At 71.3% G+C, this 12,107-nt stretch carries 11 protein-coding genes; 2 read left to right on the plus strand and 9 right to left on the minus strand.

The annotated features are described in order from the left end of the window. Positions 1 to 12 precede the first annotated feature (12 nt). The 9 genes from LOK46_RS01710 to LOK46_RS01750 form a co-directional block, all read right to left on the minus strand. Positions 13 to 822, minus strand: a complete 810-nt coding sequence (locus LOK46_RS01710) for a shikimate dehydrogenase family protein (RefSeq protein ID WP_273562199.1) — start codon at positions 820 to 822, stop codon at positions 13 to 15. A gap of 41 nt (positions 823 to 863) precedes the next feature. Next, on the minus strand, positions 864 to 1,670 hold the full coding sequence (gene fabG / locus LOK46_RS01715; protein WP_273562200.1) for a 3-oxoacyl-ACP reductase FabG: 807 nt from the start codon (positions 1,668 to 1,670) through the stop codon (positions 864 to 866). Between the two features lies 1 nt (position 1,671). After that, positions 1,672 to 2,376, minus strand: a complete 705-nt coding sequence (locus LOK46_RS01720; protein WP_020091696.1) for an ABC transporter ATP-binding protein — start codon at positions 2,374 to 2,376, stop codon at positions 1,672 to 1,674. Continuing rightward, complete coding sequence (locus tag LOK46_RS01725; RefSeq protein ID WP_273562201.1) at positions 2,363 to 4,168, minus strand: branched-chain amino acid ABC transporter ATP-binding protein/permease; 1,806 nt, start codon at positions 4,166 to 4,168, stop codon at positions 2,363 to 2,365. Before LOK46_RS01725 ends, LOK46_RS01720 begins: the two co-directional genes overlap by 14 nt. A gap of 10 nt (positions 4,169 to 4,178) precedes the next feature. After that, positions 4,179 to 5,066, minus strand: a complete 888-nt coding sequence (locus LOK46_RS01730; protein ID WP_273562202.1) for a branched-chain amino acid ABC transporter permease — start codon at positions 5,064 to 5,066, stop codon at positions 4,179 to 4,181. A gap of 26 nt (positions 5,067 to 5,092) precedes the next feature. Next, positions 5,093 to 6,313, minus strand: coding sequence for an ABC transporter substrate-binding protein (locus tag LOK46_RS01735; protein ID WP_273562203.1), 1,221 nt, complete (start codon positions 6,311 to 6,313; stop codon positions 5,093 to 5,095). A 67-nt stretch (positions 6,314 to 6,380) separates the two neighbouring features. Further along, positions 6,381 to 8,108, minus strand: a complete 1,728-nt coding sequence (locus LOK46_RS01740) for an acetolactate synthase catalytic subunit (protein WP_273562204.1) — start codon at positions 8,106 to 8,108, stop codon at positions 6,381 to 6,383. Then, on the minus strand, positions 8,108 to 9,124 hold the full coding sequence (locus LOK46_RS01745; protein WP_273562205.1) for an NAD(P)H-quinone oxidoreductase: 1,017 nt from the start codon (positions 9,122 to 9,124) through the stop codon (positions 8,108 to 8,110). Before LOK46_RS01745 ends, LOK46_RS01740 begins: the two co-directional genes overlap by 1 nt. Continuing rightward, a complete protein-coding gene (locus LOK46_RS01750) occupies positions 9,121 to 10,179 on the minus strand; it encodes a zinc-dependent alcohol dehydrogenase (RefSeq protein WP_273562206.1) in 1,059 nt (352 codons plus the stop codon). The genes LOK46_RS01745 and LOK46_RS01750 overlap by 4 nt, the downstream gene beginning before the upstream one ends. Before the next feature lie 112 nt (positions 10,180 to 10,291). Between LOK46_RS01750 and LOK46_RS01755 the strand changes: the two genes are divergently transcribed. Further along, positions 10,292 to 11,002 carry a GntR family transcriptional regulator gene (locus LOK46_RS01755; RefSeq protein ID WP_273562207.1) on the plus strand — a complete coding sequence of 237 codons (711 nt, stop codon included), beginning with the start codon at positions 10,292 to 10,294 and terminating at the stop codon, positions 11,000 to 11,002. Between the two features lie 208 nt (positions 11,003 to 11,210). Next, positions 11,211 to 11,465, plus strand: a complete 255-nt coding sequence (locus LOK46_RS01760; protein WP_273562208.1) for a hypothetical protein — start codon at positions 11,211 to 11,213, stop codon at positions 11,463 to 11,465. The last annotated feature ends 642 nt before the right edge of the window (positions 11,466 to 12,107 follow it).

A 12,107-nucleotide genomic window follows, 5' to 3' on the forward strand; every position in this document is an offset into this window, starting at 1 on the left:
CCGGATCCGGCCTCAGAGGGCACCCATGTGGCGGGCCATTAGGGCGATCTGGCGCTCCAGCATCGGCAGACCCCTCTGGATGCGGCAGCCCGCCGCCAGCGCGGCGGCGAGCAGCGGCGTGGTCTCCGGATCCATGATCGCCTCGGCGACGAACTGGCCGGCGTGGAGGGCGGTCAGATCGAACGGGGCGGCGTCCTGAGGGCGCATCCCGAGCGACGTACCGTTGACGAGGAGGTCGTGCTCCGCCTGTGCGCCCTCCGCGGCGACTGCCAGCGCGGGATAGGCGGCGCGCAGGCGATCCGCCAGCGCCCGGGCGCGGCCGGCGGTGCGGTTCAGGATCGTCAGGCGCGCGACGCCCGCCTCGGCGAGCGCGAACGCGATGGCGCTCGCCGCGCCGCCGGCCCCCGCGAGGGCCGCGCTCCGGCCCCTCGGCTCCAATCTCGACGCGCGCAGCGCCTCGACGAACCCGATCCCGTCGAGCATCGTGCCGACCATGCGCCCGTCCGCCTCCCGCCGGACGCAGTTGACCGCCCCGATCTGCTCGGCTTCGCGGGTCAGCGCGTCGCACAGGCCGGTCATCGCGGTCTTGTGCGGGACCGTGGCGATGAAGCCGCCGAAATTGCGCAGCTGCCGCAGCCCGTCCATCACGGCGGCGAGCCCGTCCGCCGTCACGTGCAGCGGGACGAGCACGCCGTCGACGCCGTGGCGGGCGAAGAGCGCCCCCATCACCTCGGGCGCCTTCACGTGGTAGATCGGGTCCGCCAGGATCCCGTAGACCCGGGTCCGCCCGGTGATCCCGGTCGCGGTGACCGCACTGCTCATGGCCGTCCTCCCGTCCATCGCCCGTCCCGACCGGTCCCGGCTCACGTCATGTAGAGGCCGCCGGCGACGTCGACGGTCTGGCCGGTGACGAAGCTGGCCTCGGCCGACGTCAGGTAGAGGGCGAGATCCGCGACCTCCTCGGGTGCGCCGAGGCGGCCCATCGGGGTCAGGCGCACCTGCTCGTCGTTGACGGCGCGGCCCACCGCCCGGACCATCGGGGTCTCGATCCGCCCCGGCGCGATCGCGTTGACGCGGATGCCGAACGGACCGAGCTCGGCCGCGAGGTGCTTGGTGAGCCCGATCAGCCCGGCCTTCGAGGCCGCGTAGTGGCAGGCGACGATCGGCGAGTGGGTCTTGCCCGCCACCGACGACATGTTGACGATCCAGCCGCGCCCGGCCGCGCACATCGCGGGCGCCAGCGCGCGGACGGTGTTGAACGCCCCCGTCAGGTTGACCGCGACGACGCGGTTCCACTCCGCCGGGTCCATCTCCCAGACCCGGTGGGCCGCCCCGTCGTGCTTGGGCGAGATGCCGGCGTTGTTGACCACCGTGTCGAACGCGCCGCCCATCGCGGCGGCGGCCTCCGACAGGGCCGCCTCGACCGCCGCGTAGTCGGCGACGTCGAGGCGCAGCGGCAGGGCGCGACCGCCTCCGCCCTCGATCGCCGCGACGGTCGCCACGACGTCGTCCGCGTTCACGTCGGCCACGCCCACCAGGGCGCCCCGCGCGCCGAACCCCTCCGCGATCGCCCGGCCGATCCCGCGGCCGGCCCCCGTGACGAGGACGCGCCGTCCGGCGTGGCTCGCGCGCCGGACGATCGCCTCGGGGTTCGTCTGCCGCTCGGTCATCTCAGATCCCCAGATAGGCGCGTCGGACGTGGTCGTTGTCGAGCAGGGCCGCGGACGCGTCGGCGAGGACGATCTCGCCGTTCTCCAGAACGTAGCCTCGGTCGGCCACCTGCAGCGTGTGGAACACGTTCTGCTCGACGATCAGGACGGTGGCGCCGGTCTTCACGATCCGGTCGACCACCGCGAAGACCTGCGCCACCACGATAGGCGCGAGGCCCAGCGAGGGCTCGTCGAACATCAGGAGCTTGGGACGGGCCATCATCCCGCGGGCGATGGCCACCATCTGCTGCTCGCCGCCCGAGAGGGAGCCGGCGTTCTGGTCGAGGCGCTCGCGCACTCGCGGGAACAGGTCGAGCACGTCCGCGAGCGTCTCCGACTGGCGCTCGCGCGCCGCGCGGCGGTAGGCGCCCATCAGCAGGTTTTCCCGCACCGTCATCTCGGGGAAGAGCTGGCGCCCCTCCGGGATCAGGGTGACGCCGCGCGCCACCATCTCGTGGCCCGAGAGCCGGGTTACGTCCTCGTCCTCGAACAGGATCCGGCCGCGGGTGGGCTTCACCAGGCCCGCGATGGTCCGCAGCGTCGTCGTCTTGCCGGCCCCGTTCGCGCCGACGATCGTCACCACCTCGCCGGCGCGCACCTCCAGCGAGACGGCGTGCAGGATGCTGGTCGCGCCGTAACCGGCATCCACGCGCTCAAGCGTGAGCATGGGCGAACTCCTTGCCGAGATACGCCTCGATCACGGCGGGGTCGCGCACCACGTCCTGCGGGCTGCCCTGGGCGATGATCTGCCCGGAACTCAGGACGATCACCCGGTCGGAAAGCGCCATCACCGCCTGCATGACGTGCTCGATCGCGATGATGCTGACGCCGGTGTCGCGGATCGACAGCATCAGGTCGATGGCGCGGCGCACGTCGGTCTGGTTGATGCCGGCCATGACCTCGTCGAGCAGCAGCACGCGCGGGCGCATCGCCATCACGCGGGCGACCTCGAGCCGCTTGAGGCCCCCGATGGTGAGGCCGCGCGCCTCGCTCCCGAGCCAGGGCGCGAGCCCCATCCGCTCGGCGGTCTCGCGCGCGACCGCCCGGGCTTCGCGGACGTCGCTGCGCCGGTGGAACGCGCCGACCATGATGTTCTCCTCGACCGTCATGGCCGCGAAGGGCTGCACGATCTGGAAGGTGCGGCCGACGCCGAGCGTCGCGAAATCCGACGGCCGGGCCGGCCGGTGCCACGTCCCGTCCGGCGCGCGGACGCTCACCGTGCCGGCATCGGGCTTGAGGAAGCCCGAGATCATGTTGAAGACGGTGGTCTTGCCCGCCCCGTTCGGGCCGATCAGGCCGAGGATCTCGCCCTCCCGGAGCGTGAATCCGACATCGTTGGTAACGTGAAGGCCGCCGAAGCGCTTCTGCAGCCCCTCGACCCGGACCAGGTCCGCGCCGACCGCCGGCCGCTCCGGGGCCCGCAGAACGGCCGGAACCGACGCCGCCTGCGCGCCGCGGCCGCCCGCCCCGGCCCGCGCGAAGCGGGACACGAGGCCCATCAGCCCGTTGGGCAGGAACAGAACGACGAGCACCAGAACGACGCCGTAGACGAGGCCGTGGAGCCCGAGGGCCTTGGCGCCGAGCCAGCCGCGGGCCAGCTCGGTGATCGGCACGAGGAGCAGCGCGCCGAGGAGCGGCCCGAACACCGTGCCGAGTCCGCCGATCAGCGCGAACATCGCGATCTGGATCGACAGGGTCAGCGAGAACATCGCCGCCGGCTCGATGAAGGTCAGGTACATGGCGTGGAAGGTGCCGACCATCGCGGTCAGCGCCCCAGACACCGCCACGGCGATGAGCCGCGCGCGCACCGTGCGCACGCCCGCGGCGCGCGCGGCCGATTCCCGCTCGCGGGTCGCGACGAGGTAGAAGCCGATCCGGTGGCTCCGCATCCACCACGCGACCGCCAGCGTCAGCAGGAGGAGCCCGAAGGCGATGGCCAGCGGCGGCCAGCGGTCCCGGAACACCATCCACGTCGAGCCGAACTTCAGCGGGATCATCAGTGCGGTGGCACCCCCGGTCAGGTCGCGGAAATGCAGGGCCAGCACGCGGAAGACTTCGAGGAAGGCGATGGTCGCCAGCGAGAAGAACGGTCCGTGCAGCCGGAAGCACGGGTAGCTGATCGCCAGCGCCACCAGGACGGCGAGGGCGGCGCCGGCCACCATGCCGATCCACGGGCTGGTCCCGGCACCGACGAGCAGCATCCCGCAATAGGCGCCGAGCCCGTAGAAGATGCCGTGGCCGAGAGAGAGCTGGCCGGCGTAGCCGCCGACGATGTTCCATGCGGTCGAGAGCGCCGCGAAGACGCAGATCGTGATGAAGACGTGGTAGATGAACGGGTTGCCGACCGCGACCGGCACGGCCACCAGGGACGCGAGGACGAGCGCCAGGGCCGCGGCAGCCCGGCGCGGGAACACGGACAATCCGGCGGACGGTGCGGCGGGGATCGGGATATCGGTCATCGCGGTCCCCTCACAGCGAGACGTGGGACAGCCGCAACTGCCGGCCGAAGAGGCCCGACGGCTTCAGGATCAGGATCGCCAGGAACACGCCGAAGACCGCGACCTCGCGCATGTCGGCGCCGACGTAGAAGCCCGTGACGCTGTCGATCAGGCCGATCAGGATCGCCCCGACGAAGGCGCCGCGAATCGAGCCGAGGCCGCCGAGCACGACGACCACGAAGGCGATCAGGACGAAGTAGGTGCCGCTGTTGGGGGAGGTCGGGTAGAGCGGCGCGATCAGCGCCGCCGCGACCCCGACGCAGGCCGCGCCGATGCCGAAGGTCAGGGCGTAGATCCGGTTCACGTCGATGCCCATCAGCTCGGCCGCGGCGCGGTTCTGGGCGACCGCCCGGATCGCACGCCCGGTGCGGGTGCGCGCCAGGAACGTCTGGAGCGCCGCCACGAGCACGATCGCCGCGCCGAGGATCACCACCTGCCCGAGGAGCACCCGGACCGGCCCGATCTGGACCGGCTGGCGCAGGCCCGACGGCGGCGTGTTGGCGATGTCCGCTCCGAAGACGAGAAGGGCGAGATTGATGAGGACCGTCGAGAGGCCGACCGTGGCGAAGATCTGGATGTGGTGGTCGCCCGCGGCGAGCAGCGGCTGGATCAGAAACCGCTGGGTCAGCGCACCCAGCAGGAACAGGATCGGCACGACGATGATCAGGGCGGCGAACGGGTGCAGGCCGAGCCCGGTGACGGCGAGGTAGGTCAGGTACATCCCGACCATCAGGAACTCACCGTGAGCGAAGTTGACGACCTTCACGATGCCGAAGATCAAGGTCAGCCCGACGCTGACAATCGCGAACAGGCCGCCGAGCATCACCCCGTTGGCGAGCACCTGGAGGAAGACGTCCATCCTCGATCTCCGTGACGGCGACGCGGTTACTTGCGCATCTCCAGGGGCGCGACGGCGGCGCTGTCGGGATAGACGGTGACGAGCTTGCCGCCCTGCCACTGCATGCCCATCATCGCGGCGCGCTCGTTCTGATTGTTCTTGCCGAACTTGAGCCCGTAGCCGACCGCGGTGACGCCGTCCTTCACGTCGATGCCCTGGGCCGCCTTGACGACGGTGTCGGGCTCGAAGCCCTTCGCCTTGCCGACGGCCTCGAGGATGAGCTTGGCGCCGACGTAGTTGTTGAGCGAGTGCCCGGAGCGGGGCGCGCTGCCGTACTTCTTCTGGTAGGCCGCGACGAAGTTCTCGATGCCGGGCGTGTACCGCGTGTTGACGAGATACTGGGTGAAGTCGGTGTCGAGCACGCCCTCGATGACCTTGTGGCCGACCGCGTCGGCGGTGGGCTGCATCGAGTATCCGCCGCCGCCGCCGATGATGGCGCCGGGCTTGAACCCCGCCTCGTTGGCCTGCTGGAGGAACAGCACGGAATCGTTCTGGTAGGACGTCTGGAGCAGGACGTCGATTCCGCGTCCTTTCAGGTCGAGGACCAGGGAGGACATGTCGACCGTCGAGGCCGGGTAGCCCTGCGCGGTCACGACGTTTAGCTTGGCCTGCGCGGCGAACTTCTTCTGGAAGCCCGCCACCGACGTTCCGTAGCTCGAATCCTCGTAGATGATGCCGATCTTCAGGTCTTCGGGCTTCTTGCCCAGCCCGGCCGCGACCTTGCTGACGATCATCTCCACCGCGAGCTTGGCCATGTCCTCGGCCGTCGGGTTGGTGCGGTAGAGATACTGCAGCCCGCGCCCGGTGACTTCCTCGGCCACCGCGCCGAGCTCGAAATACGGGATGCCCGACAGCTCGGCCACTTGGCTCGCGGCGATCGAGCGGGCGGACGAGTAGGACCCGAAGATCGCCACCACCTTCTCCAGCGAGATGAGGCGGCGCGCCTCGCCGATTGCTTGGTTGTTGTCGACCGCGTCGCCGCGGGCGAGGACGACCTTCTGGCCCTGGACACCGCCCGCGGCATTGATCTCGTCGACGGCGATCTCGACGCCCCGCGCGCTCTCTTCGCCCAGGAGCGCGAGCTGGCCGCTGAACGGGTAGAGCGCGCCGAACTTCACGTCGGCGGCCTGGGCCGTCGTCTCGGCCGTCGAGTGGGCCGCGGCGCCCAGCACGAGGGCGGCGGCGAGTGCACGCGCCAGAACTCTCATCGTTTCCTCCCGTGTCAGTCGTCGGCCCGGCGCTTCGTGCGCCTTCTCGTCGGGCCGGTCGGCGGCGTCAGTAGGCGAGAGCGTCCTTGCCCTCGAAGCTGGTGATCGGCGGGTACGCACGCTGGTCGGTGATGACGTCGATCACCGTCACGGCGCCTCCGGCGAGGGCGTCCCGCAGCGCCGGCGCGAGATCCTCGGGGCGCTCGACGCGCGTTCCGGCGCAGCCGCAGGCCCGGGCGATGGCGGCATGGTCCACCGCCTCGAAATCGCAGACGTCGGTGAAGTCGCCGAACAGGCTCAGCTCCGCGTGCTTCTGGTAGCCGAGGATCTGATTGTTCAGGACGACGACGATGACGGGCAGCCGCATGCGCCGCGCCGTCTCCAGCTCCGACCAGACGTGGCCGAAGCCGCCATCGCCGGTCACGCAGATCACGGGCGCGTCCGGTCGCGCGGCCTTGGCGCCGAGGGCGAAGGGCAGGCCCCAGCCGAGACCGGCGATGCCGCGCGGGGTCAGGAAGCGCTGGCCGGCCTTCCGCGCCGTCAGGAAATTGGCGATCCAGATCGAGGCGTAGCTCGCGTCGGCCACGACGATCGTCTCGGGATCCGTCGCCGCGTCGATCTCGGCCATGATCCGCTCGGGCCGGATCGGAACGGCCCCCATGTCGACGAGGCGGGCCATGTCGCCGGCCTGGGCCTCCCGGGCGCGGGTGATGGTGTCGTCGAGGGCCGCGCGGCGGCCTTCCAGCCCCGACAGGTCGCGCTGCCGAAGCGCCTCGGCGAGGGCAGCGAGGGTCAGCTTGGCGTCGCCGACGAGGCGCAGCGCCTCGTAGTTGCGGCCGACCTCGCCGCCGTCGACGTCGAGATGAATGAACCGGGCATCCGCCGGGTAGAGCGACCAGCTGTCGGTGCCGTTCTGGTTGGTGCGGTTGCCCACGAGGAGGACGACGTCGGCCTCGGTGACGAGCGCGCGCAGGTGGGACGAGCGCGACCGCGGCGCCATGAAGTAGCCGACGACGCCGACGGAGAGCGGGTCGGTCTCGGCGACGGCGCCCTTGCCCATCACCGTGGTGGCGACCGGCAGCCCGAGGGTCTGAAGCGCGGCGAGCTCCGGATAGGCGCCGGAGGAGTGGACACCGCCGCCCGCGATCACGAGGGGGCGCCGGGCCGCGGCGATCAGATCCGCGGCCTCCGCGACCCGGGCCGGATCGGCGACCGTGCGGTCGAGGGGGTAGGTCCCGAGGCTGGCGGACCGGCGCGGCGCGGCGGCCTCGAAGTCCGGCCGCTCGTCGAGCAGGTCCAGCGGCACCAGCAGCACCGCCGGTCCGGGGCGCCCGGAGGCCGCGGCCGCGAAGGCCATGTCGACGTAGTCGTCGAGGCGTTCGGCGACCGCGACTCGGCGCACCCACTTGGCGACGCCCGCGAAAAGAGCGAGGTGATCGAGCTCCTGGAAGGCGTTCCGATCGGTGAAGCGGCGGTGGACGTCCTGAACGATCGCCACCACCGGGATGGACGCTTTCAGGGCTTCCGCGAGCCCCGGAACCAGCAGGGTCGCGGCGGGACCGTTCTGGGCCGCGACCACCGCGACCCGGCCCGAGATCCGCGCGTAGGCGTCGGCCATCGCGGCGCCGGCGTTCTCGGTGCGGTAGCCGATCTGGCGAATGCCGTGATGCGGGGCGGCGAGGAACAGCGCCGACGGGATGCTCTGGCCGAACACGTCGCGGACACCGTGCCGGTGGAGCGCCGCGGCGAGGGCGTGGGCGCCGGTCATGTTGGCGCGCTCGGACGTCTCGGACATCAGCGGCTCCCCCGCGCGGCGTCGCCCATCGACAGGACGATCTTCCCGATGTGCTGGCCCCCATCCATGCGGGCATGGGCCTCGGCGACCCGCTCGAAGGGGAACACGGAATCGATCGGCGGCCGTGCCCGCCCCGCCGCGAGCAGCGGCAGGACATGCTCCGCGAGAGCATCGGCGAGGCGGGCCTTCAGGGCGACCGGACGGGCCCGCAGCGTCGAGCCCGTCAGCGTCACCCGCTTCATCAGGAGCGGCTGGAAATCGATCTCCGCCACCCGCGAACCCTGCTGGAACGCGATCTGCGCGATGCGCCCGTCGACCGCCACGGCGTCGAGGTTGCGGGCGATGTAGGCGCCGCCGACCATGTCGAGGATCACGTCGGGCCCGCTCCCGTCGGTGGCGGCCCGGGCCGCGGCGACGAAATCCTCCCGCCGGTAATCGATGGCGGCGTCCGCGCCGAGCTTGAGGCAGGCCGCGCACTTCTCCGGGGAACCCGCGGTGACGATCACCCGGGCGCCGCGCGCCTTCGCCAGCAGGATCGCCGTGGTGCCGATCCCCGAGGAACCACCGTGGATCAGCAGGCTCTCGCCCGCCTGCAGCCGGGCGCGCTCGAACACGTTGCTCCAGACGGTGAAGTAGGTCTCCGGGATCGCCCCCGCCTCGACCGCCGGGACACCGTCCGGCACGGGCAGCGCGACCGCCTCGTCGACGACGGCCCACTCGGCATAGGCGCCGCTATGGACCAGCGCCATCACCCGGTCGCCGGGCCTGAAGCGCCCCGCGCCGGGCCCGAGCGCCTCGACGATACCGGCGAGTTCGAGCCCGAGGACGTCGGAGGCGCCGGGTGGGGGCGGATAGCGGCCCTCGCGCTGCATCACGTCCGGACGGTTGATGCCCGCGGCCTCGACGCGCACGAGCAGCTGTCCCGGGCCCGGTTCCGGGCGGGGCCGCTCGACGATCCGGAGGACTTCGGGGCCGCCCTGTCCGCCGGCGATCACGGCTCGCATCGTGGTGCTCATCGCTCGGCCCCCTGGATCTCCACCGCTTCGGGAAGAAGCAGCACCTTCATGGCCTGCCGGCTGCGCGCCAGATCGAGCGCCGCCCGGGCTTCCGCGAGGGGGCGTCGATGCGTGATCAGAGCCTCCAGCGTCCCCGCATGCGCCACGAGGAGCGCGAGCGCGGCGTCGAAGGCGCGCGCCGTCGTGTCGTGGGCCGCGCGCAGCTGCTTCTTGCTGCGCACGAAGTCTGTCAGGTCGAGATCGAGGGATCCCGAGTGAATGCCGGCCACCACCATCACACCGCCCGAACGCAGCACGCCCATCCCCTCGACCACCGATCGGGCGGATCCCGTCGCCTCGATCACCCGGTCGGCCTCTCCGTCGAAGGTGCGCCGAACGGCGTCATCCAGGCCGGCGCCGGCGAGATCGACCGTCGCGCGGATGCCGATCCGGCGGGCGAGGTCGAGGCGCGCGGTGTCGTCGAGACCGGCGAGCAGCACGTCCGCGCCCCGGTGCTGCGCCACGAAGGCGATGCAGAGGCCGATCGGACCCGGCCCGAGCACCGCCACGCGGTCGCCCGGCCTGACCTCCGCCACGTCCACCGCGTTGACCGCGACCGCCAGCGGCTCGGCCAGGGCCGCGACGGTCAGCGGCATCCCGTCGGGCAGGCGGCGGCAATTGTCGGCCGGGACGACGACCTGCTCGGCGAAGGCCCCGTCGGCGTGGAGACCGACGATCCGCCGGCCCTGGCAATCCTGCGGCCGCTCGGCCGCGCAGGCCGCGCAGGCGCCGCACGGCACAGTCGGCCAGCAGGTGACACGGTCGCCGACGGCGAGCGCGGACACGCCGGCTCCCACCGCCCGGACCGTCCCGGCGAACTCGTGGCCGAGGGTGACCGGCATGAAGGGGGTCATGAACGCGTAGCCGGGCGTCCACTCGAAGGCGTGGATGTCGCTGCCGCAGATGCCGGCCGCGGCGACCGCGACGGTCACGCGGCCCGCCCCCGGAGCGGCGGGTGCATCGACGTGGACGAGGTCCGTTCCGAAGGCGGCCGTCGCCTTGCGCAACGCAAGCATTTCCGTCCCCTGTCCCCCGCCGTGCCTCGCGGCCCGGCGGCCTGCCTCGCGGCGCGAGCCGTCGACGCGACATGTAATTTGTTATAACAAACATCGGTCGAAGGGGAGGAATATGTCAAGCGCTCCGGCGGCCGAAACGGAAACCGGCGAAATTTTGCCGGACTGGGTCCGGCCGATCGTCAAGGAGAGCCTGAGCGAGCGCGCCTACCGCGAGCTGCGCGTCGCGCTGATGCGCGGGCAGTTGCGACCCGACACGCGCCTGCGCCTTCGGCCGATGTCGGCCCGGTTCGGCATCAGCGCGACGCCCATGCGCGAGGCCCTGCTCCGGCTCGTCGCCGAGAAGGCGCTCGCCCTCGACGCGCGCGGGAGCGTCGTCGTGCCCCGGCTGACCCTGGATCAGCTCCTGGAGATCCGGGCGATCCGCACCGATCTCGAGGGGCGCGCCGCCGCCGCCGGGGCCGCCAAGCGCGCGGCCGAGGTCGACGCGCTGGAGGCGATCCACGCGCAGATCTCGCAGTGCCACGCGAGCCGCGACTTCGCGCGCGCGGTGAACCTCAACACCGAGTTTCACCTGACGCTGTGCAAGCTCGGACAGATGCCGATCCTGTACGAGATCGTGGAGCGGCTGTGGGTACGCTGCGGCCCGATCCTGTCGCACCTCTACGATGACGGCGTTCCCGACTGGGAACCGCACCCCCATCGGCGCATCATCGACGCCCTGCGCCGCGGCGACGCGGACGCGGCCCGGGATGCCGTGCGCGAGGATATCGAGCGCGGCGGGAGCGGTCTGTTTGCGCATGTCCGCGCGACCGCCAACGGGTAATAACCGGTTCGCGGGGACAGCAGGATCGATCGACGCCGGTTGCGGTCGAGCGGTCGTGTCCAGCGGCTCCGGGCTAGGCGTTTGTGAGCGAGCGTCCCGGATGCGCCGGGGCACCGCGCGTCCTGCAGTTGCCGAATGCCGAAGCGCGGCTATTCTGCGTCCATGCGCGCCGATCTCGCCGTCCTCGCTCTGGTCTTCGCAGCCACGGGTGCGCGCGCAGCAGCAGCTTCCGACTGTCCCCGAGTTGCTGACGGCCGAGGCGAACGCTGCGCGCGCCTGCGAAGGCACCGGAGATCCCGCCATCACGCGAGAGCAATGTCGGCTGCGCGCTCGGCTGAGCGGGCGCCTGGCCCAGGCGGGCTATTGCTGGGGCCGTAAGGGGCAGGCGGACGAGAAGAAGGAATGGCATGCCTGCCAGCCGGACTCGATCTACGAGGATGACATCGAGGCGGTGCAGCGCTGAGCGGCTGCCTCCGTCGTCGAAGGCAGCCTCGCCGCCCGAAGGTCCGTTCGACGGTCTACGGCGGCAGCCCGCTCCGTCGATGTCGACGCGCGGGGCGCGATCCCTCCCAGTGCGGACGCGCGCCTGGCTGAAGGACCGGCTTGCGGTCGGGTCAGAGCGAAGCCCGGAAGGAAACGCTTGGCGCCAGCGAGCATGATGGCGCAGCGCGACTCCTCGGCCGTTCTGCGAGCCCGCAACGCCGCCCCTGGCCGTCGGCGCCTCGATCCCAGTCAGTCTCGTCCGCGCGGCACGCGTGCTCTGACTTCACCGGCTGTCCGACGCGTGGGGCGAGGTCGGCACGCTCCGATCGTGCGATCCAGGGCTGCCGATCTGGTCCATGTCGTGATCGCGTGTTCGCGGTAGGTGTCGGTTCGGCATTCACCGGATCGCGGCCACCGGACCGGACGCATCGCCTGAACGCCCGCGCATTAGAGCCCGCTCAGAAGGCATGATTAGCATTGCCATGCCCAATGTACCAAGCTCATAGGTGATTATTATCAGAAAATCTTGTTCGAGCCCGATATACGAGATCTTACACGGCCTGACCTCCGTGATATTTTCGCTTTTAAACGCCACTAAAGATCTTGAAACGCTCATGCAGAG

The sequence above is a fragment of the Methylobacterium sp. NMS14P genome (assembly GCF_028583545.1).
Lineage (GTDB): Bacteria > Pseudomonadota > Alphaproteobacteria > Rhizobiales > Beijerinckiaceae > Methylobacterium.

Bases quoted from the DNA above. Each gene is read 5' to 3' on its own strand.
- LOK46_RS01710 (WP_273562199.1), bottom strand. From the start codon at position 822: ATGAGCAGTGCGGTCACCGCGACCGGGATCACCGGGCGGACCCGGGTC.
- fabG (WP_273562200.1), bottom strand. From the start codon at position 1,670: ATGACCGAGCGGCAGACGAACCCCGAGGCGATCGTCCGGCGCGCGAGC.
- LOK46_RS01720 (WP_020091696.1), bottom strand. From the start codon at position 2,376: ATGCTCACGCTTGAGCGCGTGGATGCCGGTTACGGCGCGACCAGCATC.
- LOK46_RS01725 (WP_273562201.1), bottom strand. From the start codon at position 4,168: ATGACCGATATCCCGATCCCCGCCGCACCGTCCGCCGGATTGTCCGTG.
- LOK46_RS01730 (WP_273562202.1), bottom strand. From the start codon at position 5,066: ATGGACGTCTTCCTCCAGGTGCTCGCCAACGGGGTGATGCTCGGCGGC.
- LOK46_RS01735 (WP_273562203.1), bottom strand. From the start codon at position 6,313: ATGAGAGTTCTGGCGCGTGCACTCGCCGCCGCCCTCGTGCTGGGCGCC.
- LOK46_RS01740 (WP_273562204.1), bottom strand. From the start codon at position 8,108: ATGTCCGAGACGTCCGAGCGCGCCAACATGACCGGCGCCCACGCCCTC.
- LOK46_RS01745 (WP_273562205.1), bottom strand. From the start codon at position 9,124: ATGAGCACCACGATGCGAGCCGTGATCGCCGGCGGACAGGGCGGCCCC.
- LOK46_RS01750 (WP_273562206.1), bottom strand. From the start codon at position 10,179: ATGCTTGCGTTGCGCAAGGCGACGGCCGCCTTCGGAACGGACCTCGTC.
- LOK46_RS01755 (WP_273562207.1), top strand. From the start codon at position 10,292: ATGTCAAGCGCTCCGGCGGCCGAAACGGAAACCGGCGAAATTTTGCCG.